This window comes from Mycolicibacterium peregrinum, assembly GCF_001665625.1.
In the GTDB taxonomy this organism is placed as follows: domain Bacteria; phylum Actinomycetota; class Actinomycetes; order Mycobacteriales; family Mycobacteriaceae; genus Mycobacterium; species Mycobacterium peregrinum_B.
This window is the reverse complement of sequence record NZ_LZSY01000120.1, coordinates 13,875-39,995: the sequence shown is the minus strand read 5'-3', so window position 1 is coordinate 39,995 and position 26,121 is coordinate 13,875. Positions and strand designations below refer to the sequence as shown.

Below are 26,121 nucleotides of genomic sequence, written 5' to 3'. Positions count from 1 at the left end.
CGGCTCCCACCACCCCGAGCTCTTCGGGGTTGACATCGCCACCCAACCGATTGACCGCACCCCCAGCGCTGACCAGCAGCGCACAACCGAAAGGGGAGACCATGTCCATAAACGCCGCCACCGGCCGTGCCCGCCACCTGGGCGCTGCCCGCAACCTCGTGCACCGCAAGTCAGACGGCACGGTCGTCGACTTTTTCGGCCAGGCCGACCTGTACCTGCTCACCCCCGCGCTACGCGGATACACCACCGTGGTCGTATCCAGCACCGACCGCAGCGGACAACAAACCGACTTCGGTCCCGAAACCCTCATCTTCGGACTGGAAGGCGAAGGCCTGCTCTACGACGCCGACGACGTCGGCGGAGGACGCGGCATCCTCACCGCCACCGCGGCGCTTGAGGGCGCCGGCTACACGATCGACTAGCCGCTCGTGAGCACGCCCCGCCAGCTCCCACAGCCGGCGGGGCAGCTCGCCCTGCCCTCAACCACGGCCGACCCCACCAGCACCGGGGTCGGCCCGGCCATTTTCGTCTTCCGGTGTGGTGGTGGCGGCGCACTAGGTGCGGCCGGCAGATGGCCACCTGCGGTGGCCCGAAAGACGGTAGCCACTCACCTTTTTAGCCGTCAGCAGGGGTGCCAAGCGTAATCGGGCCGGGGCCCGTCGAGGTCAACCCACGCCCGGACTGGTGTCCGCCGGCCAAGTGACCGTTTCGGCCCTATCAAAGCTCGCTGCCGCTCGCGGGCCGAAACCCCGGCTCCCACCACCCCGAGCTCTTCGGGGTTGACATCGCCACCCAACCGATTGACCGCACCCCCAGCGCTGACCAGCGCAACCAGTCACCACACCAAACGGAAGGACCGACCATGCCCGCACAGATCACCACCACCGTGTATCTCAACACCGCACTTCTAAGCACCCTCGGCTTCAACCGCCACGCTCCCGCCCAGCTCCACCCCGTCATCCACTTCCACATGCCGGTACCGGAGAACACACGACCAGGCCGCACCGCCGTGATGGCCGCTCTCGAAACCATCTTCGAGGAACTCAACATCGACGAGCCCACCACGATGTGGGCCCAGCAATACCACCTCACCGGACACCGCAGTCTCTCCGTCGGTGACGTCGTCCGGATCGGCAACACCGCCTGGGCATGCGCCAGCAGCGGATGGAACCCCCTCACCGCAGACCAACTCGCCGCCGCGATCGCGAATTAACGCGCGCTGGCCCGGCCGGCCCCGCTCGGGGTTGGCCGGGCTTTCTTTGTCTTCCGGTGTGTGGGTGGTGGCGGTGCACTAGGTGCGCCCGCTGTGGCCACCTGCGGTGGCCATCGGGGTTGGGTGCCCGCTCACCTTTATTTGCCTGTCAGCGTGGCTCAGTCTGACCGGCCGGGACCCGTCACGGTCAACCCACACGCGAGCTGGTGTCCGCCGGCCGAGTGACCGTTTCGGCCCTATCAAAGCTCGCTGCCGCTCGCGGGCCGAAACCCCGGCTCCCACGATCGCGCGCTCTTCGGGGATTGACCGCGCCACCCTGCCGGTCCCCCTGATCCACACGCCAACCGGCGCAACCACTCCCGACACGAACGGAGAAAAACCATGTCGCACACCTACCGGCTCGCCGCCCAACTCCAAGCACTCGCCATCGACAACGTCGAACTCCGAGTCTTCGGAACCCACCGCATAGCCAGCCCCCAGGCCGGCCTCATCACCACCGCCCGCCATCGCCTGCGCGACGGCCAGCACGACGTCCTCGTCGTCGCCCGAGACGACGCCACTCACGTGCTCGCATCCGCCGTCGCCTCCACCCCGATCAACGGCGGCGTCATCGACTCCCACATCGCGCAGTTCCGCAGCGCCGGACTGCTCTGGAAACGGGCCATCACGCCACCCGCGCACTGGTGGCAGCGCAGCACTGCCAACCCTGCCCAGTCCGAGACGGTGCCGCGCAACCGCATCGGGTTCACCGCCGCGGGGACCGCCGAGTACTTCCTCAACCACGACTGGGTCGCCGGCCGCGACCCTCACAACGCGCACTGGTCGCTGAGCTCCTGGACGCCCGCACGCGGGCTGCACGTCCTACTCGCCAACGTCGACATCGACGCCGCCACACGGCACGCCGTCACCGTCGAGACCCAGGCGGCAAGTGTTGCTTGACGATTCCGCTCAACGTTCCGGGCCCGGCTCGCAACTCGGGTCGGGCCCGGAACCATCACGCGCCGCGCCCACGCGACCCTCACACTCGGCGGACAGCCGTGGCCCATCGTTCGATGCTCGGCCGGTGGCGGGCGACTCGCCGCGGCTCCGCCAGGCCTTCGGCCGGCGTCTCGCCTGCGCCGCGCGCCCGCGGTCTCACCACAGCGTCGGTTCGGGTGATCCCAGCAGCGCGGCCGCGACCGCTTCTGCGTCCCAGCCGTGCCGTACCGCTTCGCGCAGCGCTACCGCGCGCGCTCGCCGGTCGGCCACGCCGTGCTCACCGCGGCGAACTGTCGTTCTGCCGCCGCCTCGCCCCGACCGACCCATCATCTCCATGTTGTCTCGCTGCGAACCGGTCACCAGATGCAGTAGACCGACCTCACCGTGCGTGCTCACGCGCACGCAGACCGGGTTGTCGCAGCCGTGCAGCGCTCGTTCCCATGGTTCCAGTGGCACGCCTGGCCGCGCTGCGGCCAAGGCGTAGCGGTTGCCTCGCAGCATGATCCGGTCGCCGCCGTCACGTCGCACCCAGAATCTCGGGTAGCCATCGCCACCGATCGCGCCCGTCCAGATCGCGCAGTCTTCCGGGCCCGGGCCGCGCACGATCTCGGCTTCGAACCGCTCCAATTCGTCGGCGTGAATCTTCGGATTCACCACCAGGCGTAGTGGTTGCGAAACCCCCACGGCGGTCACGGTCTCCTGTCACCCTAACGCGCCGGCCGAACTCCGGTTCGTACCGAACCGCGTCCCGCCTCGCGACATCGACATCTGCGCCCACCATTGTGAAGGTCACCACCGACATGTGCGGTCAGCCGGCCGCGCGGACCTCAAAGCCGCTCGTCTCGTCCGCGTCGGCCTGCGGCCTCGCGTCCACGACCGGCTCCGCTTCGGTCTGGCCGTCCTGCTGCGCCGGCGGGGCCGGCTCCGCGGTCGGCTCGACCGCCAGCTTGATCAGCTCGCGGACCATTTTTTCGCCGACGCCGGCCATGCGGGCGATCTCGCGGACACTTTCGCCGCGGTCCTGCATCGCCTTCAGCGCGACACCGCACGCGGTGCGCTCCTCGTCGCGGCGCTGCGTCGCACGCGCCTTCAGCTCCTCGACCCTTTCGGCCAGCCAGTCGTCGACGTCGTCGACGCGTTGCTTGGCCGTAAAGAATCTCGCCAGATCCTCGACGTTCGCTTTCTGTCGCCGCGCCTGCTCTTCCTGCGCCGCAGCTGCAGCCTCGCGAGCCGCCTTACGTGCCGCCTTCGAAACTCGACTGTTCGCCATGCGGCCCACCATGCCCCCTGCTTACGCCTTATGCCGCACCCAAACTCAACTTCCTTCCTTCGCCCTCCATCGCTCCTATCGCCTCAGTCCCGTCCCCAACCACACCAGCCCTGCCGCCCTTCCCGACAACCTCCACCCCACTACCGCACATCACACCTCTTGCATTCAGGTCACAAATTGATAACGGCTGTCGTATAACTCCCCGGCCAGCCTTTGGCTCGGACCCGGGTGATGACGCAGTGATGGGCTTGCACAAATTAAGCGCGGGCGACGGGTATACGTACCTGATTCGCCAGGTCGCTGCGTCCGACGACACCCACCGCGGCAAATCGAGCCTGGCCGACTACTACAGCGAAAAAGGCGAAACCCCCGGTCGCTGGATGGGCAGCGGCCTGCCCGGACTCGGTGAACCCGCAGGCCGCGACGCAGGCGATCCGATGGTCGCCGAGCTGTGGTCGGTCCCCGAAGGCTCCGAGGTCACCGAGGACCAGATGAAGGCCCTCTTCGGTGAAGGCCTGCACCCCAACGCCGACCGAATCACCGAGCGGCTCACCGGATTCGGACTCGTGCACAACGGCGCCATCGCCGCCGCCCGACTAGGCCGGCCGTTCCGCGTCAACAAGACCGACAACGAATGGATGCGCCGCCTTCGGGAGGGCTACGCCGACTTCAACGCCACCCTCGGCCGCGACCGTCAAGCCTCCCTCGAACCCGACGAACGTGCCCGCATCAAAACAGCGGTCGCCCGTGAAATGTTCGCCGACCAGTACGGTCGCCCACCGGCCGACGAGCGAGAACTGACCGGCTTCATCGCCCGCAAATCCCGCGCCCAAACCCAAGCCGTCGCCGGCTACGACCTCACGTTCACCCCGGTCAAATCGGTGTCAGTGCTGTGGGCTGTTGCGCCCCGAGAAATCTCGGAAACCATCCTCGCCGCGCACCACCAAGCCGTCGCCGACGCCCTCGCATTCCTGGAAGAACACGCAGCGTTTTCCCGCATGGGAGCCAACGGAATCGCCCAGGTCGACACCACCGGATTCATCGCCGCAGCGTTCGACCACCGAGACTCCCGCGCCGGAGATCCCAACCTGCACACCCACGTCGCGATCAGCAACAAGGTGCGGGTCATCGGGGCCGACGGAATTCCGCGCTGGCTGGCCCTGGACGGCGACCCCCTGCACAAGGCCGCCGTCGCCGCCTCCGAGCTCTACAACACCCGACTCGAGGCCCACCTCATGGCCGCACTCGGTGTGCAGTTCGCCGAAACCCGCGCCAAGAACGACAAACGGCCGGTACGCGAAATCGACGGAATCCCGGTCGAACTCATCGAGCGCTGGTCAGCCCGACGCGCCGCGATCGAACACCGTGTCGCAGACCTGGCGAAGGCGTTCCAGGTCGAGCACGGCCGTGAGCCCAGCGCCGTCGAGATGCTCGCCCTTTCTCAGCAGGCCACCCTCGACACCCGGCAGGCCAAACACGAGCCGCGCAGCCTTGGCGAGCAGCGGCAGACGTGGCGAACCGAGGCCATCGAACTCATCGGCAGCCACCGCAAACTGGCCCGGCTGATCACCGACGTCACCCACCGCGCGCGACCCCGACGCCAGCCCGCCATCACCTCCGAATGGGTTGCCGAACAAGCCGAAGCCGTCATCAACCGGGTCTCCCACGACCGGGCCGAATGGGGCATCAACCATGTCCGGGCCGAGGCTCAGCGGGTACTGCGCGGCACCGAGCGCCACGGCGATCCCGAGATCCTCAAGCGGATCGTCAACCATGCTCTTGACGCCTGCAGCATCACCATCACCACCCACGCCGACACCGAGATGAACGAACCCACGGTGCTGCGCCGCCGCGATGGCGTCTCGGTCTATACCCGCCACGATTCGACCCGCTACACCAGCGAAGCCATCCGGGCCGCCGAACGCCGCATCCTGGCCGCGGCCGAACAGTGTGGCGGCCGTGTCGCAGACGACACCAGCATCGGTTTGGCGATGCTCGAACAGCACGCCCAAAGCGGCTTGCAGCTCAACGAAGCCCAGCAAGCATTGGTGCGCGGCATGGCCACCTCCGGGGCCCGGCTGCAACTGGCACTTGCCCCCGCCGGCACCGGAAAAACCACCGCCATGTCCGTTCTCGCCGCCGCGTGGATCAACAGCGGCGGCAACGTCATCGGCCTGGCGCCAACCGCGGCGGCCGCCGAAGTCTTGGCCGAAGACGCCCACATCACCACCGACACCATGGCCAAATTCGTTCAACTGTCCGCCCCCACCGATCACCCCGTGGCGGCCAACGACCCGGCACTCAAATGGTTCAACACCATCGGTCCCGACACCCTGTTGATCGTCGACGAAGCGGGTATGGCCTCCACCTTCGACCTCGACGAAATGATCACCCACGCGCTCGCACGAGGTGCCAGCGTGCGCCTCGTCGGCGACGATCAACAGCTGGCGTCGATCTCAGCCGGCGGCGTCATCACCGACCTGTCCACCCGCCCCGAAACCCTCACGCTCTCCACGGTGGTGCGCTTCCGCGACCCCGCCCAGAGCGCGGCCAGCTTGGCCATCCGCGACGGCGACCCCGCGGGCATCGCCTACTACATCGACCACGGCCGCGTTCACGTCGGAGCCGACCAAACAGCGGCCGACATGGCCTACCAAGCGTGGGCCGACGACATCAAAGCCGGACACCGCAGTGTCCTGTTGGCGCCCACCAACGACCTGGTCGCCGAACTCAACGAACGCGCCCGACTCGACCGGTTGCGCAATGCCAAAGCCAAGCCCTCACGGACCGTCACGCTGGCCGACGGGCTGACCGCATCGGCCGGAGACTGGATCATTACCCGCAAGAACGCCCGCTGGCTGCGACTGCCCAACGGTGCCTGGATCAAGAACGGCCACCGCTACGAAATTCGCTCCGTGCACCGCGACGGATCGATCACCGTCGCGCGCCTGGGCGCCGGCCGGCGGGCCAAGACGATACGGCTTCCCGCCGACTACGTCACGGCCAACACCACCCTCGGCTACGCATCCACCATCAACGCCGCCCAGGGCCTCACCGCAGGCACCCAGAAGATCAAAGGCACCTGCCATATCGTCGCCACCGATCACCTGACCCGCCAGCAGCTCTACGTCGCCGGTACCCGAGCCCGCGACGAAAACCACTTCTATTTCTCGACATCCGAAGCTGACCCGCACCGCATCCTCGCGCCCAAAGCCACCCACCCCCCGACCGCCGTCGACATCCTCTCGACGATCCTTCGCCGCGACGGCCGCCAGGTCTCGGCCACCACCGCAGCGCAAGCCGAACTCGACCCGTTCGGCCGGCTCCACGGTGCGGCAAGCATGTATGCCGACGCCCTCACCGCGGCCGCCGAAGTTCTCGCCGGGCCGGCCACCATGGCCCGCATCGACCAGGCCGCCACCGCCATCGTCGGTGACATCACCGACGCTGAAGCCTGGCCCGTCCTGCGGCGCAACCTAGCCCTGCTCGCACTCGACGGACACGACCCCGTCGCCGCACTGCAGCACGCCGCGGCCAAGCCGCTAGGTGACACCGCCGACGTCGCCGCGGTGCTCGACTGGCGCCTGCCCACCCCCGAAGGCTCCGCAGCCGCCAATGTCGGTCCGCTGCGCTGGCTGCCGGCCATCCCGACTGCCGTCCAACACAACCCGCAATGGGCCGAATACCTCGGCGGCCGAGCGCAACTCGTGACCGAACTGGCAGAGCAAATCCGCGATACCGCACGCGAGTGGACCCCGGCCACCACGCCGTCCTGGGCGCGGCCACTGCTCAACGGCCAACCCCAGTTAATGGCCGAAATCGCCGTGTTCCGCGCCGCCCACGATGTCGATCCCGCCGACACGCGTATCACCGGCCGCGAGCAACACGCGAACCGCTCCGCGGCCTTCCAGAAGCTTCTGCACAGCCGCGTCGACGCCGCGATCCTGCACAGCCAAGACAGCGTCTCGCGCTGGCGCACCATGGCCGCGATGCTCAACCCGCACATTCCCAACGACCCCTACTGGCCGCGTCTGGCCGCTCACATCGACGACGCGGCCCGTGCCGGTGCCGACGTCGCGGGAATGCTCGCCTCCGCGATGGCTGCCCACGGTCCGCTACCCGACGAACTGCCCGCAGCTGCCCTGTGGTGGCGACTGTCAGGCACCATGGCCCCGCCGACACTGGAACGCTCCAACCCCCGCCTGCGTCCGGACTGGAGCCCAGAACTGCACCATCTGCTCGGCTCCGAGCTCGCCGAAACCGTCATCGCAGACCCGGCGTGGCCCGGGCTCATCGCCGCCGTCACCGCATCCGATTGGCCGCCGGCCGACCTGCTGGCAGCGGCCAGTGAACATCTGCGCGAGATCGCCGAAACCGAAGGCGGACTCCGACCCGATGAATACGCCCGGCTGCTCACCACCCGCATCGAACTGCTCATGCACGCCGCGACGGTCGACACCGACATTCCGCATCCCGCCGAATGGGCAACCTCCGCTGCCGGAAGCCAGCTCGATCTGCTTGCCGAGCCGTCCCCCGAAGGGGCCGCCTACGCCGACCAGGACGCGCCCCCGGATCCCGCCGATTATGCCTACGGATACGCCGAAGACGACCTTGGCGACTGGGATTTCGAGGATCTGCTGCCCTACCGGCCGGCTCCCACCCGGCCCGCCGACATCCTCGCGCTGCGCATCGCGCGCGATTGCGCACGCGACCGGGTCAACGAGCTGCAGCACGCCATCCTGCACACCGGCGGCGGGCCCGCCGAACAAGCCCTCGCCGCCGAGCTCGCCGAACTGGTCCGGCGCCGCGACGAACAGCGACCCTATGCCCACGCCTACACCCACGCTCACGCCGACTGGGTCCGCTCCGAGCACACCAGCGAAACCCACCACCGCCTGCTCGCCACCATCGACGAACAGATCACCGCCGCCCAACGCGACAACAAGACCGATCTCGTCGCGGTCCTCACCGAGCACCGCGCCGAACTTGCCCGGCACACACCGGCGGTCGCCGTCGCGGTCGCCGACGCCGCCCACCAGCGCGACACCACTCAGGAGACCTTGATGAACATCGCCGGCGGACCCTCAGGCGTGGTCACCGAGCACGACATTCAGCAGCGCCGCAGCGCCGCAATGCGCGCTGACGCCGAACAGCTGCGCCAAGCTCGCATCGAGGCCACCGACCTCGACAACCAACTCATGCGCGCCGAGCTCGCCGCCGCCCGCGTATTCGGCACCCGGCCCGGCGTGGACTACGACCTTGTCGCTGACCTTCCCGCACTGCGCCGCGAAGTCGACATGCTCGACGAGGCCGGCGTCCGCAGCCCCGCCGCCATGTATGCCACGCGCGAGGCCGACCTCGACCAGCTCGACCAACCGGCGGCCGCGGCGGTCACCGACATCGCCGGCAGCGCGCAAACTGTCCAACCCCTACATCTGGGAGCCAACGCCGACAAGGCCGCGGTCCTCGGCGCCTTGGCCACGACCGCACTGCGCAACCAGCACCGCATCCTGGCCATCCCGGCCACCGAGGATGCCGAAACCTATGCGGCACAGCACCGCTACGCCGACACCACCGCCAACCCCGACCAAGCAATGGAGCGGCTCGACAACGGGCAATGGAAACTGCCCACCGGCACCCTGCTCGTCGTCGACGACGCCGACCAACTCAACCCCCGCCAGCTGCAGGCCCTCACGAAGGCTGCCGGTGACGCCAACGCCAAACTGCTCCTAGTCACCAGCGCCGACAACCAGCGCGAGGCCAGTCTCACCGACATGCTCAACAACCAACTGCCGTGGTCGCACCGGCTCGCGGACCCGGCCGAGAGGCCCGCGCGTACCGCGATCGACCGTGTCGAGCACCATCTCGCCAGCACCACGGCCGCCGGTGAGGTGGCACAAGAGGCCAACGACCTGCTCACGCGTCGCGACGAGCTGGGCCGTACCTACCACGACATCACCCACTACCGGGCCCGCGCTCTCGACGCCGATCGCGATCGCAGCCGCGGCGCCGACGTCGGCCTCGACCTCTAGTCAGTGCCCAACAGCTGCAACTCCCAGCGGACCATGTCGAGCGCCGTCATCACCGCCGGATCATCGGGATCCACACCCTCAGCGATCAGCGCGAGCCGTTCCTCGAAGTCCATGACTGTTTAGACGTCACCGGCCGCGGCCTGGTTCCCTCACCTACCTGAGTCAGGCGTTCGAAATAGCGGTGCTGTGTGCCGAGATGACGGCTCCGGCAGTGAGCCGGTTGCGCGTCAAGGCGTCTTGGACCGTTGCGGGATCAGACCATCGACCCGAGGCAGCGAGTTCCTTCGCGAACTTCTCTACGTCGGCTCGCAGGGATTCGAGGTCCGATCGGGTGATCGCGCGTGCTTTCGGCGGCAGGCTGGCATTGGGGCTCAGTACCGCGCTGGGGTGGACTAAGACCGGCACCCGGGTGGTGACGTCTGGGTTTCGGTCAATGTCCCACTGTAGAGAGCTCAGCAGCTGGCCAGCCTCTTCGATCTTCTTGATGACAGGGTTCTCGCGAGTGATTTCCGTTTTCAGCTCGATGACAGCGTTGGATGTCGGCGACAGCCCCCAGAGAACGTCGGGGCCGCTGTTCTCTTCGTTTTCAGGGCGGCTGGACGCGAATCCTAGATGCAATCCGAGCAAGCGGAATTGCTCCTCGGCCAGGTCATGTGTCTCGGCTACGGCCCAGACTATGTTGTCGAACAGGCTACCTATTCCGAGGCTCAGGGTCACCGAGGTGTCGTATTTCTCGCTTAGGTATGCAGCGGCAGCCTGGGCTTGCTGGGCCGGCCCTCTGGTGCGTCTTGGTTCCGGTGGAACGTCCGCGCGGAGTACCCCGGGGTTTGATATCCGGGCATTGGTGAGAGTCTTCTGACTGCCCGCCGGGTCGATGTGATGTTCGTATCCCGCCAATTCCTCCATGGCCCATCCCTTTTCGAGATCGTCGGCCAATGAGCTGATGCTAGAACGTAGAAGTTGCACGGCGGCGTTCGTATCGCCCGCGACGGCCTTGTCGAAGGCTTGCCTGCGTGCCTCGGTATGCGGGCTGACCCATCCGTCTCGCTTGTACTCGACATCGGCTACGGCGGCGCGACTGACCGATACCCAGGATTCTTCGCGCTCCAGGAAGATGTCGAGCACATTGCGTATCTCGTCAAGGCCCTCGGCGGCGATCTGGTCGGCGACCTGCTGGCTGAGATCAATCTGGGCGCGAGTGACCGGCGAATAGAACTGGAGACGCTTGGGGTCGCTGAGCGTCAATGCCGCCTCGCGTGTCAAAACTAGTACGGCACAGTAGTCCTGGAGATCGCGGATGCCGCGTCCCATTCCCTGTTCGAGCCGTTGTACCTTCCTCGCATCGAACGTTGGCGACCCGGTCAGTGCCGCGGCTTCACGTTGCTCGCTACCCGAAAGAGGAGTGGGGATGCCATCGATGACCAGAAGTCGGCATGCGTTGTCGGGAAGGTCGACTCCGTCATACTTGTTGACCAAGACCGCTACGCCTACGTGCTGGCCGCTGGTCATCTGGTCGATGACCGGGCCCATGTCATTGACGTGCAGGATGTGGTCGGAGAACCGCTCCCACAGCTTGGCCCGTTCATTGCTGGGTACGAGAACGACGACGTTGATGGGGTCTGCTTCCAGGGTGGCGTCACCGTTGCGGTCGCCGTCGGCAAAGTCTCGAACGAGTTGCCGCACACCTTCCTCGTCGACGTCTGGATTGATCCTCTGTGGAGCGAGGATCAGCCGGTCGCCAAGGTCAGATGCGCGATCAGGGGTGATTGGTTTGCGGACGGTGCCGGCGTCAGCGGCCAGCTCGGTGACGAGTACCCCTTCGTCTGCCAGAGTGGCGGTCAGATACACCCGGCGTGGCGCATCGGCGAACGCTGCGATCAGATCGATTCGCGGACATGGTGTTTTGATTTCCACCGACCGCGAGGTGAACGTGACTACGGACAGCGCCAGATCTTCGGATATCAGCGGCCACCCGAAGTACAGCGACTTGATCTCGCTGTTCTCGCCCAGCGGCAAGAGTATCGACATCATCTCGTCGACACGCTCGGCTACAGCCCTGGGTGGCACTCGCAATGGTGTTCCGCGATCTCCGGACTCTAGCTCGGTGAACCCGCGCAAGCTCTGGCGTTTCAAGTCAGCTGAAAACAGGCTCAGGAGCTTGCCGTATCCCTCGGAGTCCGACCGGAGAGTGGGGCAGAACTGGTGGCGGGCGGCACTCAGGGCTGCATGCGCGTCGTCAACTATGACCGTGCCCAACCGAACGATCCGGGTTCGCCCGCGGACGCCGAAGGTCGTGCGGCCGTTGACAACCTTGTCGAACGTGGCCACGCATATGCTGCGGCCTATTCGGAATTGCTCATCGTTGACGTTGGTCGTCACAGCGATCCCTAGATCGTTAGCTGTGTCGACCACCTGTGTAATCAGGTAGCGATCGGGGACCAAATAGATCACGGGCCCAGCACCCTCGTTGAGGCTCGATTGGCCAATCAACAGGCCCACCAATGTCTTGCCGCCACCCGTGTTCTGCTTGATAACCAGGTCACGCTGGTCGCGGCGCTCAAACCATGCTTTGAGCACTTCGCCTTGCTCGGCTCGCAGTCTGGGGAACTTCTTGTCGGGCAGCGCCGCGAATATATCTCGGGGCTCCAGCAATTTGGACCTTTTGCCAGGGTTGATCCGACCAAGATCGAGCGGCATGACCGATGCACCTCTCCCTCCCGATGGGCCGCTGGCCCAGAACCGGGAGTCTACTGGGCAACGCTATCCACCAACCACGACCGGACCTGCATGGCCACTAAGGGCCGGTGTGCACGCCCAGGGTCCGCTTGTGGCGTGGTGCCGGTGTTCTTCAGCGCTCGGGCCCCCGCACGGGAGCGGTAGCAGGGTCGTCCCTCGTCGATGGACTATGTGGGTTTGTGTAGATCCGGTGGCGCATAGCTACCGCTCGCCGACAACAGCGGCCTGAAATGCTCATCGAGGAACGACCGCTTCAACGCCGCCAGACTCCAGGCGAGGAAATGCGACAGCGGAACCAATGCCAGCAGACCGACCTCAGAACGGGGAACCGCCGCCACCGGACCACGATCGGTTGCCGTCAGGATCTGGTAGGCCGGGTTCGTATCATCGATCTCGTACCCCGTAGCTAATGACCCTCTGTCCCAACGGAGTTCGACAAAAGGAAGGTCCACATCTGCACGGATATCGTCACCGAACATTCCGAAGAGGTAGCGTTCCAGAACATCGGCTTCAGCGACAAACAGCACCAAGCGCTCATCGTGGAGCTCGTCGACTTCGACTAGCTCTAGCCGACGAGTGGAGGGCCGGCGGACGAGGTACTTTGCCGGCGCTCCGCGCTCCGATCTGAGCTCGGTGACGCCAGCAGCCTCGTCAGCACGGTGGACAAAGCCGGCAGCCTGTGCCCACCGCAAACACTCAAGGCTGAGGGATGGAGCGGCGGTCACGACCGCCCACACTAACGCCGAACAACAGTCGCCAGACGCGGCCGGATTGTGGCCGGGGTCGATTCGACCGCGTCAGGAGGCCGAACGCTGCCGTCGACCGCGCCAGCCCTGGATAGAGTGCGGAGCACACGGCACACGTGCGAATGCGGGAAATGCGAGGGTAGCGGTTTGAGCAAGCTAGGCAACTTTGTATGGGGGATCGCCGACCAGCTCCGGGGCGTATACAAGCCCCACCAGTACGGCGGCGTGATCCTGCCGTTCACGATCCTGCGTCGCCTGGACTGCATTCTCGAACCCACCCGCGACGAGGTCCGCACGCTCGCCGAGAAGTACGCCGGCGGCGCCCTGGACGTGCAGGTCAAGCGCAAGACCGGCCTCGCCTTCTACAACACCAGCGCCTTCGACTTCAAGACGCTGCTGAAGGATCCGGAGGGCCTGCGCGCGAACCTGATGGACTACATCACCGGATTCTCCGCGAACATCGACGTGTTCGAGCGGTTCAAGTTCGAGAACGAACTCGCCACGCTGGACGAGAAGAACCGCCTGTACCTGGTGGCGTCGCAATTCGCCGAGGTCGATCTGCACCCTGACGTGGTGCCCAACGCCGAGATGGGCGACCTCTTCGAGTACCTGATTTACAAGTTCGCCGAGGCATCCAACGAGGAGGCAGGCGAGCACTACACCCCGCGTGACGCGATCCGGCTGATGGTGGATCTCCTCTTCGCTGAGGACAACGAAGCTCTGCTCGAACCCGGCACGGTGCGGACGATTTACGACCCCACCGCCGGCACCGGCGGCATGCTCTCCGTCGCGGAGGAGCGACTACTCGAACGCAACCCCGACGCACGGCTGCGTCTGTATGGGCAGGAGATCAACGACCAGTCCTACGCGATCTGCAAGTCCGACATGATCGCTAAGGGGCAAGACGCCGGCAACATCAAGCTCGGCGACACCCTCGCCGACGACCTGTTCTTCGACCGGACCTTCGACTTCTGCATGTCTAACCCACCTTATGGGGTGGACTGGAAGGCCTCCCAGGAGTCGGTGAAGAAAGAGGCGTTCACGCCGAACTCCCGGTTCTCCCACGGCCTTCCGGCGATCGGTGACGGTCAAATGCTGTTCCTGTCCCACCTGGCCAGCAAGATGCGGCCCGCGCACGACGGCGGCGGGCGCGCCGGCATCGTCCTCAATGGCTCGCCCCTCTTCCACGGCGCCGCCGAGTCCGGCCAGTCCCAGATCAGACAGTGGCTCCTCGAATCCGACCTCGTCGAGGCGATCGTGGCGTTACCGACGAGCATGTTCTTCAACACCGGCATCGCCACCTACATCTGGATCCTGGACAACACGAAGCGCCCAGAGCGTGCCGGCAAGGTGCAGCTGATCGACGCCACCTCGTTCTGGACCAAGATGCGTAAGAACCTCGGCGCGAAGGGGAGGGAGGTCGACGCGAAGTCCCGGGACCAGATCCTGGCACTGTACGACGCCTTCGACGAGGCCGACCCGGACTACTCCAAGGTGTTCACCGCCAACGACTTCGCGTACTGGACCGTCACCGTCGAGCGGCCGCTCCTGACCGAGACGGGGAAGGTGTCGACGGACCGGAAAGGCAACCCGAAGCCGGACACGAAGCTGCGCGACACCGAGAACATCCCCTTCACCTACGGCGGGAACACCGACGGTGACGCCGGCCGAGCGGAGACGATCAAGGCGTACTTCGACGCCGAAGTGCTCCCGCACGTGTCCGACGCGTGGATCGACACCGCGAAGACCAAAGTGGGATACGAGATCCCGTTCACCCGGCACTTCTCCAAGTACGTACCTCCCCGGCCGCTCGCCGAGATCGACGCCGACTTGGAGAAGCAGGTCGCCAAGATCATGGAGCTGCTGCGGGAGGTGGAGGGGTGAGCACGACGACAGTGCAGACCGTCCAGCCCACGACGTGGTTGCCGACCGTTCCGGCGGGCTGGACTGTGCGCCCGCTGTGGTCCATGTTCGAGCGCATAAAGGACGTCGACCACCCCGACGAACAGATGTTGTCGGTGTTCCGCGACTACGGCGTTGTGGCCAAGTCCTCCCGCGACAACCTGAACCAGACCGCCGAGAACCGGAGCATCTACCAGCTGGTGCATCCCGGGTGGTTGGTCACGAACCGGATGAAGGCATGGCAGGGCTCCGTGGGGATTTCGCCGCTGCGGGGGATCGTGTCCGGACACTACATCTGCTTCGCCCCCAGGCACGCTCAGAACCCCGACTATCTGAACTGGCTGTTTCGCTCGGTCCCCTACACCCACGCCTACGCTCTGATCTCGCGTGGAGTTCGGATTGGCCAAGTCGAGATCGACAATGACTCATACCGACAGTTGCCAGTCTTACTTCCGCCCGTCGAGGAGCAGCGTGGCGTCGCCGAATTCTTGGATCGGGAGACGGCCCGGATCGACACGCTCATCGAGGAGCAGAAGCGGCTCATCGACATGCTGCAGGAACGGCGTACCTCCGTTGCTCGCACGTGTGTTCCTGACCCTCGCTCTGGATCTGTCGCGGCTGACAAACTCGGCCGACGAACGAGAATCGGCAACGGCTCCACTCCCCGCCGCGAGAACGAGGCGTTCTGGGAGAATGGGCATATCCCTTGGCTGAACAGCTCGGTGGTCAATCAGGACCGCGTCGGTGCCGCCACCCAATTCGTCACCGACGCCGCTGTCACGCAGTGCCATCTTCCGTTCGTTCCTCCTGGGTCTCTGCTCGTTGCACTGACAGGCCAGGGCAAGACCCGCGGGATGGCGACCGTCCTGGACATCGAAGCCACAATCAATCAACACGTGGCGTATGTGACCCCGGACGCCGATTTCTGGGACTCCGAGTACTTGCTGTGGTCTCTCACCGCCGCCTACGCCGAACTGCGCGCGATCAGTGACGAGAACGGGTCAACCAAGGGAGCGTTGACCTGCGAGGAACTGAAGCGGTTCCGTGTGGCTCATCCTCCACTCGTTGAGCAACGGCGAATCGCTACCCATCTCTCCGAGCAGACATCGAAGATTGACACCCTGATCGCCGAGACGGAGCAGTTCATCGAGCTCGCACGTGAGCGTCGTTCTGCGCTGATCACCGCCGCGGTGACCGGGCAGATCGACGTGCGCAAGGAGGTGGCATGAAACATGGCGCAACACAACGAGATCGAGTTCGAGAAGGAGATCGCCGAGCACCTCGCCGAGCATGGCTGGGAGTACTCGCCGGACCGTGCAGGCTACGACAAGGAGCGGGCGCTGTTCCGTGAGGACGTCCTCGCCTGGCTTGAGGACACGCAGCCCGACCAGCTGGAGAAGGTGGTCAAGCCCGGCTCGAAAGACATTGCCAAGCAACAAGATCAGTTGCTGGACCGCATAGTGAAAGTGCTCGACACCCCGCTGGAGAACGGGGGCGGTACCCTCAACTTGCTCCGCAAAGGCTTCTCGCACTTGGCAGCGAAGTTCCAGATGTGCGTGTTCCGGCCGGAGTCGACACTCAACGAGAAGCGGAACGCCGAGTACGCTGCGGTGCGGCTGCGGGTGATGCGGCAGGTGCACTTCTCCACAGCCGATAACCGGTCTGTGGACCTGGTGTTCTTCGTCAACGGTCTTCCAGTCGCCACTGCCGAGCTGAAGACCGACTTCACCCAGACCGTTGCGGATGCGATCACCCAATACCGCGCCTCCCGGCTGCCGAAAGACCCGGTTACAGGAAAGGCGCAGCCGCTGTTCGTTTCCGGTGCGCGGGCGTTGGTGCACTTCGCAGTGTCCAACGACGAGGTGTGGATGACCACCAAGCTGGCAGGGGAAAAGACGCATTTCCTACCGTTGAACCGCGGGACGGAGACCGGTGGCGCCGGAAACCCGCTGAACCCAAAAGGGTCACGAACCTCCTATTTGTGGGAGCGGGTGCTGCAACGCGACGCGTGGCTGAACATCCTGGGCCGGCTGATGTACATCAAGCACGAGATGTCGACGGACCCGATCAGCGGCAAAACCACGAAGTCGTCGACGATGCGGTTCCCGCGATTCCACCAGTGGGAGGCAGTCACCGAGCTCACCGCCGCAGTCACCACCGAAGGAATCGGAAAGCGGTACCTGATCCAGCACTCGGCCGGATCGGGGAAGACCGACTCGATAGCCTGGACCGCACACCGAATGGCCCGGCTGCAGGTCGACAACAAGAAGGTCTTCGACTCGGTCATCGTGGTCACCGACCGCAACGTCCTCGACGCGCAATTACAGGACGCGATCAAGCAGATCGACAACGACCAGAGCATCGTCGTCGCGATCGACCGGGATGCGGCCGCCAAGTCCGGCGGCTCCAAGTCGGGCTTGCTCGCGAAGGCGCTCACCGACGGCAAGCTGATCATCGTCGTCACCATCCAGACGTTCCCATTTGCGATGGATGAGATCCGAAAGAACAAGGGCCTCAAGGGCAAGACATTCGCGGTCATCGCCGACGAGGCGCACTCGTCGCAGTCCGGGCAGGTCGCTGGCAAGCTGAAAGCCGTCCTGAGCGCCGAGGAGCTGCAGGAGATCGAGGAAGGCAAAGGTGTCGACGTCGAAGCGATCCTCGCCGCCGAAGCCACCGACCGCGCCGCATCGCAGAACATTTCCTACTTCGCGTTCACCGCCACCCCGAAAGGCAAGACTCTAGAACTATTCGGCCGCGCGCCGACACCGGGCGAGAACCCAGTGCCGTTCCACGTCTACACGATGAAGCAGGCCATCGAGGAGGGATACATCCTCGACGTGTTGACCGGCTACCACTCGTTCAAGCTGGCATTCCAGATCGGGCAGAACGCCGGCGGCGGCACAGAAGTGGACCAGTCCGAGGCGACCAAGGCCGTGATGAAGTGGGTCAAGCTGAACCCGCAGACCATCAGCCAGAAATCCGCGATCATCGTCGAGCACTTCCGTGCAAACGTCGCGCACCTGCTCGACGGGCACGCCAAGGCAATGGTGGTCACCGACTCCCGAAAGGCCGCGGTCCGGTACAAGATCGCGATCGACGACTACATCGCCAAGAAGAGCTATGGCTACGGCACCCTGGTCGCGTTCTCCGGGGCCGTACAGGATCCCGAATCCGGGCCCGACGATTTCACCGAGGCATCCATGAACCCCGGCGTGCACGACCTGCGCACCGCGTTCCGGGGCGATCAGTACAAGGTGATGATTGTCGCCAACAAGTTTCAGACCGGGTTCGACCAGCCGCTGCTGTGCGCAATGTACGTAGACCGGATCCTGTCCGGCGTCACTGCGGTACAGACCCTGTCGCGCCTCAACCGCACCTACCGCACTCCGTCCGGTGTCTCGAAAACCGCAGCGATGACCCAAGTCGTCGACTTCGTCAACGAACCAGCGGCCATCAAGGATGCCTTCGAGCCGTACTTCACCGATGCTTTCCTGGAGACGGCGACCGACCCGAACCTCGTACACGATCTGGCCGCGAAACTCGACACCGCCGCGATCTACACCCAGACCGAGATCGACCAGTGCGCCGAGGCGTTTGTGAAAGGCAAGGGCAACAGCGCCCTTGCCGGAGCGGTGGGACCAGGGCAGAAACGGTTCGCCGAGCGATACACGGCGGCACTGATCCACAACGGGGGCGAGGGCGACAAGGCCGCCCTCGCCGAACTGGACATGTTCCGCAAGGACGTCGGCTCATTCGTCCGTCTCTACGACTTCATGTCCCAGATCATCGACTACGGCGACGCAGAGCTGGAGAAGAAGCAGATCTACCTGCGCCTACTCGACCGGGTCATTCAGTCGGAGAACTACACCGCGCCTATCGACCTATCCGACGTGGTGCTCAAGCACGTCAAACAGGTCGACAAAGGAAAGACCGACATCGGTCTCGGTGCCAAGGTCGGACTGACCGGCGTCACGGCCGCTGGCTCAGGCGAGGCCCGCGACCCGAAAATGGTTGCCTTCCAACAGGTTCTCGACCGACTCAACGACCTCTTCGGATCCGAGGACTTCACCCAGGCGCAGAAGATCTCGTTCCTCGAAGCCCTTCTGCGAACGCTCCTCAGCGACGAGGCGCTGGTACAGCAAGCAAAGGTCAACACCCCCAAACAGTTCGTCGAGTCACCCGACTTCGACGACGCCGTAACCGGCGCGGTCGCCGACAACCAAGGTGCCCACGAGAAGATGAGCGACTACTTCTTCACCAGCGCACCTGGCCGGTCGCATCTGATTTCCGACATCGCGAAATGGTTCTACCAAGTCGTCTCTGGAGACAACGAAAAGACCTAACTCTGGGGCAGCATTACTCGTCGGCGTCAGTTTCGGATTCGTCGCGAGCGGCCATCGGATCGCTCTCGATATCCGGACCGTTTGCGTCACCGAGGTCGTCGTCGAAGCGACTTGCTTGAAGTGCCGTGACAAATGATTCCCAGTCAATATTGTCGGGGGCGGTGCCGATGTCGGTGTTGTCGTCAGGGCATTGGCGACGGCAAATCCGGCATATCCTCGTCCGTACGCCAGTTCCACACCGGCAGTCCGGCGATCGAGGAGATCTCGTCCCCATCCGCATCGCCGGCAGGACGATCGATGAACGCGGCTATCGCTGGAGCGGTGTCGGTGAAGATCAAGGACGCCATCGGGGCCGCGCTACCGTTGTACGACAGCATTTTGCGGAACGAGCGGTCCTCGCTGATCGCGGTGTTGAGCAGAGTGCGATCAGCGTCGCCCGTGAAAGGCAGCCAATTGCGATCCGTTGTCATCAGCGACAGTTGATCGACGTTCGCATATCCCGCCCGGGAAACCGAGAAGGTGCAGATCGCCAACAGCCGAACATCGCCAGCTTCGGCCATCTGCCAGAGCTCCAGTTCGGTGGCGAACCGTTTAGCGAGCGTCCGATACAGGTCTTCATTGAGAAACCAGGGGTGTCCAGGCTGGTGCCGCACCTGCATTTTGAACCCATGGCCGGCCGGCTCGATCGCCTTGATCTCGCCCACCCCGATCAACAGTTTCGTTGCCTTTCCTGGCTGAGGTCGAGCTGGAGCCCACGCCTTAATCCGACGCTGCTCGATGCCGGTCTTGTGATCGGCCGAGAATGGTTCGGGCACAAACAAAGACGCGGCCAGTGGATCCTTACGCACCAGCTTTCCGTCCACGGCCGCCCGCAGACGTCGGTAGACAACCGCCCAGGAGCGATGCCCGGCGAAACGCGCATGCCAACTCGTCAGCTCGGCCTCGTCCCACAAATAGTGCAGCACAGCCAGGAGCGACAACTTGTTCCCGTGGGTCTGCACCGTGTCTGACGGGGAACCGGAAGGTTCAGGAGCTGCCCGATTTACGGACTTCGACAGTGAAAAGCCCAACCGCAAAGCCGTTGTGCCATCGGCCGGATTGTCGACGATTGACTGCTCGGCCACTGCACCGTAGCCCGAAAGCTCACCCGGGGGAAGCCAGGATCGACACCGATGGTCGTGTGCGACTGCCGTTCCCGGCATTCGCTTGACGATGAGATCATGTCCGGCGGCCGCGATGTACATCTCCACCCCTGGTGACTGGCACAAACACAGCGGCCGCAACTGCGCAGCTTTCGCTCGACTAAGAGTCTCCTGGGCCGCCGGTGTGTGCACATCGTCAATCCGGCTGCCGGCAACCTGAAACACGGATTGCATTGACATGGCCAGCGCTCCTGTTCTTGTTGAGGATTGGTTGTCAGATGACCGGTGCGGACAGAAGGTTCGCGATCAGTCCCACGATTCCGGCAGCAACCTGCCCGATCATCCACACCGCGCCGAACAGCGCGATCAATAAACCGCTGAGCCACGGCGCTTTTCGGGCATTTTTTGTCGCCATCATGCAGTCTCCCTTGGCTTGCAGCTGCTCTCTTGGAGCGCGAGGTCGACGGTCCACCCGGCTCGACCCCAATGCGCTTTGACCGACCCCTCAACCCGAACTCGCTCGGCCAGGCCACGCCGTTCCAGGGTCAGCAGGGCGCGGTAGACCTGCTCGGCCACCAGTGCTACGCCAGCCATCGTGTTGACCTGCTCTCGGATCTCGGTCGTGCTCAGAAACCCCTTGGTGGATCGCAGGACGTCGAGACACGCTGCCTGACGCGCATTCAGCGTGCTTTCCTGGCCGTTCATCGTGATCGTGCCCTGGCGCCGGCCGCGGACAGTCCGCGTTGATGACGTTCAGCAAGTCGAGCCCAGAAACTGTCGCCCGACCGCGACGCCGGCTCCTCCAAGGCATTCTTGATCGCTCGGTCATAGAGCACGAGGAACTTCGACCATTCCGGGATCTCGGTGAGCACGCCGGCTGTCCCCTTGCGCACCAGCCGGGCATGGTCGCCGTTTGGGGGGAGCAATCGGCGGTAGTCCAGAGTGCTGCCCAGGTGCGAGGACAGTGTCTTGTGACCGGAAACTTGATCAAAGGTCTCCTGGCGCCGAGTGGTCTGCCCTTCCCACTCCTCGGCACGCTGCAAGATCTCCATCTCCGGTGCACCGAACATGATCAACGCCGACGGGAAGGTGTCGCGCAGCTCCTTCATATAAGCGGTGCCGTACACGGTTTCCAACTGGGAGCTGGCCTGCACGGCGAGCACGAGATTCGCCCCGAGCCCTCGGCCCTCACTGATGTAGCGGCGAAGTGCTGGCATCGGAGCGGTATTTGCAGCTTCGTCGATCACGACCAGCAGGCGGTGCCGCATCTCGTTACGTGCGGTCTTGGCTCTGCACACGCGCACGAGGTGGTCGATCAGTGTCACCGCGGCACCGGCGATCGAGCCTTCAGCTGGCGTGAGGATATACAGCGTGGACGTCGGATCTTCCAGGATCGACTCATCAAACGCCGGAGGGAGATTCCCACGCAGCTGCAGACGCATCCACGGAGTCACCGACTTGCGCATCGTCAACGCGATGCTGTCACGCTGCTTGGGATCCATCACCAACGTCGCCATCAGCGCATCTCTGAACAGCGGAATGTCGGCCACGATGTCAGCGGCGTGCTCCCAGCCCGGATCGCTCGACTTCTGCTCGCCCTGCTTTGTCAAGCGAGTGTTGTTGACAGCCAGCAGAACCCACCCGATACCGGCCTTGTTTCCACGCGGCGAGGCCGCGTACAGCATCGCTGCGAGCGGGGTCTCAGTGTTCGACTCCCAGATACCGGCGTCGCTGACCTGGTCTGCGCCCGACCCCATGCCGACAGCCGACATCTGCATCATCGTGTTCGCGATCGTCACGGCCTGATCCGGTGTGCTGATGAGCTTCGTGGGGTCGAATGACAGCAGATCAATGTCGGGATAGTCGGCGTCGTAGTCGGGGCGAAAGTCGATCAACGCGCTCGGTCCGTAGCGTCGCTGCATGACCAGCTTTATCAGGTCGTCTTTCGGACTCACTACAACCGCGGGCCCTGTCCACATCACGGCGGCGGGAGCAAGGATACGGCGGGTCTTTCCGCTCTCGGTGGGCGCCGAGACCAGCACGTGGGCAGCCGATTCGGCCAATTTTCGGCGATTGGACTCTTCGTCGTACTCGAACCCGCAGTACGGCGTGGGCGGCGGTTTATAGGCCATCGCGATCTCGCTTGATCGGGGTGCGCTCGCCTACAGGTTGGCGCGAGCGGGTGCGAAACACGCTCGGCAACATCTCGATCTCCGTGTGGAAGCCGAAGTCGACCTCGTCGTGGTCCTGGGGTGGCCGCATCGGCCACCAGTCGCGCGAACCGTCAACAGCCAACCAGCCCTCCAAGATTCCGTACACCCCGGCGGCCAGCAGCGCCGCCGGAACCTGAGCGACAATCCATGGCACAACCACCGTCGAGGCAAACGTTCCGCTGCCGGAATAGACCAACCAGTAGATGAGGGGCAGTGGCACGCCGACCGCCACCGCACTCCACATGAACGCCGCGATCGGATACGACCTCAGGTTCTCCGGGATTAGCTGGATCGTGAATGAGTAGATGCCGCGGCCGACAGCCCAGCCGATCGGTGCGAACATCGCGGCGGTCAGAACAATCACCCAGTCAACCGCCGCATAAATAGTTTCTGGAGACCGTGCCCACATCGGATGGATAATGTCATCGTCGGCAGGATCAACCCGCGCACCGGTATTTTCCTGTGCGCGGTCGCGAATTTGACGAGCAAGAATTTCTTGTCGTCTTTTCTGAAATATGAACGTGTGTTGATGCCGTGCAATCCACTTTCGTCGGACCTCGTCGAAGCGATCAGTGGGCGCCGGCATCAGCGGCCTCCTGACGGTGTGCTTGATCATCAGGATAGAACCCGCGCAGCTGTTCAGCGACACCCATCAGAAAGTCACGCAACTCCGCTGCGGTACGTCCGACGGCGACCCTCTCAGACAGCGCCACTGCGGCGTCAACACGGGTTTTCACTGTCTCTACCTGGTCTGACAGTCGAATGGTCGGCTCACCCCCGTCAAGTGTGATCCTGCAGGACTCTTCCTCCCACCCCACGGCAAGTTCCAGGCGATGCATGACCCGCTCATCCATTTCACGGTTGAGCCGGGACGCCTTGTACAGGGTCGACGGTGACGGTCCACCGTGGGCGAAGAGGTCATCACGAGTCCAGCCCAACTGCACCAGTCTGCGCTGGATAAAAAACATCAGCCGGGCCGGTCCGTCCTGCGGTATTGGTCTCACAACGCAGAACGTAGCAATTGCTCATCACGTTTAGCGACAGCTATCGCAAAACTGTATTACCACCCCTTAGCCTCAGCGTGAACTCACTAGGAGAACCCATGCGAACGATTCTCGGCGTCGCGATCGGCACCATCGCGTTCTGGTTGGCAATGCTGGCCACCGCCGTCGCCTACATCCTCGAACACAGCTTTGCTATCGGCGCGGCAACCGCACTCGTGATTACAGCGATCCTCGCCAACCGGCTGCTCGATCGCCGGCGCCGCCAGCGCCCCGGTGCTCGGCCGCCGCTGCCCTCGTTGTCGCCGGCCCCGCGCCGCCGCCGGCCGGCCGCCGTCACGGCGGGCCGCCTGGCCAGCACTCACCGCGCACCAACCGCTCACACGCGAAAGGTCGTCTGATGACCCACCCCGACAACGCCACGCACGACGGACCGGCATGGTCGGCAACCCAGGAGTGGCTTGCCGATCTCGACCGAGATCCCGATGACACGGGGTACGGCAACGAATCTGACTACAACCCAGAGGATTACGAACCCAGCGACGAGCCGGACTATGACGATCCCGACGACGACAGCTCCGCGGCGGCATCCGACCCCGACGACATCGACGACTACGAGCTCGCCCCACCCGCCAGCGTCGAGAATGACAGCGATAACGAAGTCGTGGCGATCGTCGACGACGCCGACATCTACGACACGGGGAACGACGACGTCGCGTCTGGCACTGCCGAAACCGCAGACGCCCCGGCGCCAGCGCCTCGTTTCAACAAACCGCTGGCCATCGGATTCGTCGCATTCGTGGCCGTGACCACGATCGCCGTGACCAGTGTCCTGCTCGGCATGAAAAACGGCCCCGAGACCGAGGGCGAGCAGTCCGAGGCGGTCACGAGAATCACTGCCGCACCGGCAGAACCGCCGCCGCCCCCGCCAGGTGCCACCGGAGGCCCCGCAGGCATCCCGTTCACCGCGAGCGCACCGGGATGCCTACCCGGATCCACCGCGGCCCAAGCCGTCGCCAGCGGTGACCCCACCCAAGCCTGGGTCTGCGTGCGCGGCGGCGTCGACGGCCAGGTTCTCACCATCGAACTCGGCCGAACCATGGCAGTCACCGCCATCCGCATCACCCCCGGCTGGGTGGGCCCCGACGCATCCGGAGCCGACCAGTGGCTCCAACACCGCGTGGTGACCCGCGTGTCATGGATCCTGACCGACCACGGCAACAAACCGACAATCGTTCCTCAGCACACCGGAAACGTCCACGGCGAAGCACCTCAGCCGATGCCCGGACAAGGCGTGTTGGCCTCCACGATCACCATGATCGTCCAGGAAACCTCACGGCCCCCGACCGACGCTCCACCACCCGACCAGGGCCCCGCAGCGCCCGGACCGGGCGGACTGCTCGACGACGTTCTCGGGGCTCCGCTGGGCACGCCGCCAGAGTCCTCCACCGCCCCGCTTCCCGGCTTCCCGGGAATGCCGGGAGGCCCGACCGAAACCGACCCAGTCGACAACACATTCGCCGTGTCCTCGATCACCGTCGAAGGCCACCAACCCATCCCCTCCTAACCATCAAGGAAGGCGGCACAACCAATGCCCACCAAGACCTGGCAACGTCGCATCGACACCACCGGCGGCTGGATTGGCCTCGCGTTCCTCGTCGTGGCGGTCGCGTCCTGCTCCATCGTTGCGATCTCCACGATCTGGGGATGGATCTTCAACGAGCCCACCGACGTGGACGGCCCGGCCCGCAAGCAAATCAACCGCACCGAACTGGTCGGCAATTTCGCACTGCAATGCGTCGAGAAGGCCCTGACCGTCACCGCCGATCAGCGCGCATCGCTTCAAACGTGCTGGGCCAACCAGGATCAGCAGCAGCCCCTGCCGAAAAACCCCGGCGCCGTGATCAGCTCGACCGGTGTCGCCGCGGTCACCCTCGAGGACGATCTCGGCTACGCGCAACAATGGAGCGTCATCGTCTCGGTGTCCGAGCGGCCCTACGTCGCCGCGCCGGCAACCGAACAGTGCTACCGCATCCCCGTCCTCTACAGCAGCTACGGCCTGCAGGCCACCAGCCGACCAGGCAAAGCCGACTGCGCCGGCGCCGGAGCGACCCTGCCCCTGGGTTACTCCACCACGTTGTCACCCAAGTCACCGGTATTCCAAACGCTGACAGGCTTTTTTGAGAGCTACCTGACCAACGCTGGTGGACTGGACCGCTACATCACCGACAAGTCAGGGCTCGTCGCCGTCCCCGACTATCTGTCGGAGAGCGATGCCAAAGGCCGCGGCCCTCGCGTCAAGAAACTGCAATCAACCCGGGCGGTCCCCGACGACGCCATGCCGGCCGAAGGCACCACCATCCATGTGTTCGCCACGGTCGACTCCGTCACCCGGCAGTACTCGCCGCGGCGCGAGGACTACGCCCTCAGCCTCACCGTCATCAACGGTCGCTGGATGGTCGCCGGCATCGACTACGCCCCGCAACTGGCCATTGACGCCGAGCTCACACCCGTCGTCCCCGCGCCGACAACTGGAAAGCCGTGA

At 64.7% G+C, this 26,121-nt stretch carries 20 protein-coding genes; 10 read left to right on the top strand and 10 right to left on the bottom strand.

The annotated features are described in order from the left end of the window. Nucleotides 1-101 precede the first annotated feature (101 nt). The 3 genes from A5779_RS20235 to A5779_RS20225 all read left to right on the top strand — a co-directional run bounded on the left by A5779_RS20235 (nucleotide 102) and on the right by A5779_RS20225 (nucleotide 2,152). Nucleotides 102-422: a hypothetical protein gene (locus A5779_RS20235; protein WP_064885003.1), complete on the top strand. Its 321-nt coding sequence runs from the start codon at nucleotides 102-104 to the stop codon at nucleotides 420-422. 440 nt (nucleotides 423-862) lie between these two features. Beyond that, nucleotides 863-1,213: a hypothetical protein gene (locus A5779_RS20230; RefSeq protein ID WP_064885001.1), complete on the top strand. Its 351-nt coding sequence runs from the start codon at nucleotides 863-865 to the stop codon at nucleotides 1,211-1,213. 381 nt (nucleotides 1,214-1,594) lie between these two features. Then, a complete protein-coding gene (locus A5779_RS20225; protein WP_064884999.1) occupies nucleotides 1,595-2,152 on the top strand; it encodes a hypothetical protein in 558 nt (185 codons plus the stop codon). A 195-nt stretch (nucleotides 2,153-2,347) separates the two neighbouring features. On the opposite strand, the gene A5779_RS20220 is transcribed toward A5779_RS20225, so the two are convergent. Beyond that, complete coding sequence (locus A5779_RS20220; protein ID WP_236734827.1) at nucleotides 2,348-2,875, bottom strand: hypothetical protein; 528 nt, start codon at nucleotides 2,873-2,875, stop codon at nucleotides 2,348-2,350. A gap of 124 nt (nucleotides 2,876-2,999) precedes the next feature. Next, nucleotides 3,000-3,461 (bottom strand): hypothetical protein, encoded by a 462-nt coding sequence (locus A5779_RS20215; protein ID WP_064885005.1) that lies wholly within the window; start codon nucleotides 3,459-3,461, stop codon nucleotides 3,000-3,002. Nucleotides 3,462-3,703: 242 nt separating this feature from the next. Here A5779_RS20215 and mobF point away from each other — a divergent pair, with 242 nt between their 5' ends. Beyond that, complete coding sequence (gene mobF, locus A5779_RS20210; RefSeq protein ID WP_064884997.1) at nucleotides 3,704-9,493, top strand: MobF family relaxase; 5,790 nt, start codon at nucleotides 3,704-3,706, stop codon at nucleotides 9,491-9,493. Nucleotides 9,494-9,655: 162 nt separating this feature from the next. On the opposite strand, the gene A5779_RS20205 is transcribed toward mobF, so the two are convergent. Next, the gene (locus A5779_RS20205; protein WP_064884995.1) at nucleotides 9,656-12,190 is read right to left on the bottom strand and encodes a DEAD/DEAH box helicase; all 2,535 of its coding nucleotides are present in this window, start codon (nucleotides 12,188-12,190) and stop codon (nucleotides 9,656-9,658) included. A 206-nt stretch (nucleotides 12,191-12,396) separates the two neighbouring features. Then, nucleotides 12,397-12,954 (bottom strand): Imm61 family immunity protein, encoded by a 558-nt coding sequence (locus tag A5779_RS20200; RefSeq protein ID WP_082941768.1) that lies wholly within the window; start codon nucleotides 12,952-12,954, stop codon nucleotides 12,397-12,399. Nucleotides 12,955-13,122: 168 nt separating this feature from the next. On the opposite strand from A5779_RS20200, the gene A5779_RS20195 reads away from it, so the two are divergent. From A5779_RS20195 to A5779_RS20185, 3 genes are read left to right on the top strand one after another with little or no spacing between them, the layout of a single operon-like run. Next, nucleotides 13,123-14,859: a type I restriction-modification system subunit M gene (locus A5779_RS20195; protein WP_064884991.1), complete on the top strand. Its 1,737-nt coding sequence runs from the start codon at nucleotides 13,123-13,125 to the stop codon at nucleotides 14,857-14,859. Beyond that, nucleotides 14,856-16,106 carry a restriction endonuclease subunit S gene (locus A5779_RS20190; protein ID WP_064884989.1) on the top strand — a complete coding sequence of 417 codons (1,251 nt, stop codon included), beginning with the start codon at nucleotides 14,856-14,858 and terminating at the stop codon, nucleotides 16,104-16,106. The genes A5779_RS20195 and A5779_RS20190 overlap by 4 nt, the downstream gene beginning before the upstream one ends. A gap of 3 nt (nucleotides 16,107-16,109) precedes the next feature. After that, a complete protein-coding gene (locus A5779_RS20185) occupies nucleotides 16,110-19,220 on the top strand; it encodes a type I restriction endonuclease subunit R (RefSeq protein WP_064884987.1) in 3,111 nt (1,036 codons plus the stop codon). A 182-nt stretch (nucleotides 19,221-19,402) separates the two neighbouring features. Here A5779_RS20185 and A5779_RS20180 read toward each other — a convergent pair whose 3' ends face one another. From A5779_RS20180 to A5779_RS20160, 6 genes are read right to left on the bottom strand one after another with little or no spacing between them, the layout of a single operon-like run. Beyond that, nucleotides 19,403-20,602 (bottom strand): DUF1173 family protein, encoded by a 1,200-nt coding sequence (locus A5779_RS20180; RefSeq protein WP_064884985.1) that lies wholly within the window; start codon nucleotides 20,600-20,602, stop codon nucleotides 19,403-19,405. Between the two features lie 34 nt (nucleotides 20,603-20,636). After that, entirely contained in the window at nucleotides 20,637-20,780 is a 144-nt protein-coding gene (locus A5779_RS34075) for a hypothetical protein (protein WP_165609806.1), read from the bottom strand. Then, nucleotides 20,777-21,067, bottom strand: a complete 291-nt coding sequence (locus tag A5779_RS20175) for a helix-turn-helix domain-containing protein (protein ID WP_064884983.1) — start codon at nucleotides 21,065-21,067, stop codon at nucleotides 20,777-20,779. The genes A5779_RS34075 and A5779_RS20175 overlap by 4 nt, the downstream gene beginning before the upstream one ends. Beyond that, a complete protein-coding gene (locus tag A5779_RS20170; RefSeq protein WP_064884981.1) occupies nucleotides 21,064-22,494 on the bottom strand; it encodes a type IV secretory system conjugative DNA transfer family protein in 1,431 nt (476 codons plus the stop codon). The genes A5779_RS20175 and A5779_RS20170 overlap by 4 nt, the downstream gene beginning before the upstream one ends. Further along, a complete protein-coding gene (locus A5779_RS20165) occupies nucleotides 22,484-23,191 on the bottom strand; it encodes a hypothetical protein (RefSeq protein ID WP_236734826.1) in 708 nt (235 codons plus the stop codon). Before A5779_RS20165 ends, A5779_RS20170 begins: the two co-directional genes overlap by 11 nt. Then, nucleotides 23,145-23,579 carry a hypothetical protein gene (locus tag A5779_RS20160; RefSeq protein WP_131811664.1) on the bottom strand — a complete coding sequence of 145 codons (435 nt, stop codon included), beginning with the start codon at nucleotides 23,577-23,579 and terminating at the stop codon, nucleotides 23,145-23,147. Before A5779_RS20160 ends, A5779_RS20165 begins: the two co-directional genes overlap by 47 nt. Before the next feature lie 98 nt (nucleotides 23,580-23,677). Between A5779_RS20160 and A5779_RS20155 the strand changes: the two genes are divergently transcribed. From A5779_RS20155 to A5779_RS20145, 3 genes are read left to right on the top strand one after another with little or no spacing between them, the layout of a single operon-like run. Beyond that, nucleotides 23,678-23,977: a hypothetical protein gene (locus tag A5779_RS20155; RefSeq protein WP_064884975.1), complete on the top strand. Its 300-nt coding sequence runs from the start codon at nucleotides 23,678-23,680 to the stop codon at nucleotides 23,975-23,977. Beyond that, the gene (locus A5779_RS20150) at nucleotides 23,977-25,143 is read left to right on the top strand and encodes a hypothetical protein (protein WP_064884973.1); all 1,167 of its coding nucleotides are present in this window, start codon (nucleotides 23,977-23,979) and stop codon (nucleotides 25,141-25,143) included. The genes A5779_RS20155 and A5779_RS20150 overlap by 1 nt, the downstream gene beginning before the upstream one ends. Nucleotides 25,144-25,167: 24 nt before the next feature. After that, nucleotides 25,168-26,121, top strand: coding sequence for a conjugal transfer protein (locus A5779_RS20145; RefSeq protein ID WP_064884971.1), 954 nt, complete (start codon nucleotides 25,168-25,170; stop codon nucleotides 26,119-26,121).

Bases quoted from the DNA above. Each gene is read 5' to 3' on its own strand.
- A5779_RS20235 (WP_064885003.1), top strand. From the start codon at position 102: ATGTCCATAAACGCCGCCACCGGCCGTGCCCGCCACCTGGGCGCTGCC.
- A5779_RS20230 (WP_064885001.1), top strand. From the start codon at position 863: ATGCCCGCACAGATCACCACCACCGTGTATCTCAACACCGCACTTCTA.
- A5779_RS20225 (WP_064884999.1), top strand. From the start codon at position 1,595: ATGTCGCACACCTACCGGCTCGCCGCCCAACTCCAAGCACTCGCCATC.
- A5779_RS20215 (WP_064885005.1), bottom strand. From the start codon at position 3,461: ATGGCGAACAGTCGAGTTTCGAAGGCGGCACGTAAGGCGGCTCGCGAG.
- mobF (WP_064884997.1), top strand. From the start codon at position 3,704: ATGGGCTTGCACAAATTAAGCGCGGGCGACGGGTATACGTACCTGATT.
- A5779_RS20205 (WP_064884995.1), bottom strand. From the start codon at position 12,190: ATGCCGCTCGATCTTGGTCGGATCAACCCTGGCAAAAGGTCCAAATTG.
- A5779_RS20185 (WP_064884987.1), top strand. From the start codon at position 16,110: ATGGCGCAACACAACGAGATCGAGTTCGAGAAGGAGATCGCCGAGCAC.
- A5779_RS20180 (WP_064884985.1), bottom strand. From the start codon at position 20,602: ATGTCAATGCAATCCGTGTTTCAGGTTGCCGGCAGCCGGATTGACGAT.
- A5779_RS34075 (WP_165609806.1), bottom strand. From the start codon at position 20,780: ATGATGGCGACAAAAAATGCCCGAAAAGCGCCGTGGCTCAGCGGTTTA.
- A5779_RS20175 (WP_064884983.1), bottom strand. From the start codon at position 21,067: ATGAACGGCCAGGAAAGCACGCTGAATGCGCGTCAGGCAGCGTGTCTC.
- A5779_RS20170 (WP_064884981.1), bottom strand. From the start codon at position 22,494: ATGGCCTATAAACCGCCGCCCACGCCGTACTGCGGGTTCGAGTACGAC.
- A5779_RS20165 (WP_236734826.1), bottom strand. From the start codon at position 23,191: ATGATCAAGCACACCGTCAGGAGGCCGCTGATGCCGGCGCCCACTGAT.
- A5779_RS20155 (WP_064884975.1), top strand. From the start codon at position 23,678: ATGCGAACGATTCTCGGCGTCGCGATCGGCACCATCGCGTTCTGGTTG.
- A5779_RS20150 (WP_064884973.1), top strand. From the start codon at position 23,977: ATGACCCACCCCGACAACGCCACGCACGACGGACCGGCATGGTCGGCA.
- A5779_RS20145 (WP_064884971.1), top strand. From the start codon at position 25,168: ATGCCCACCAAGACCTGGCAACGTCGCATCGACACCACCGGCGGCTGG.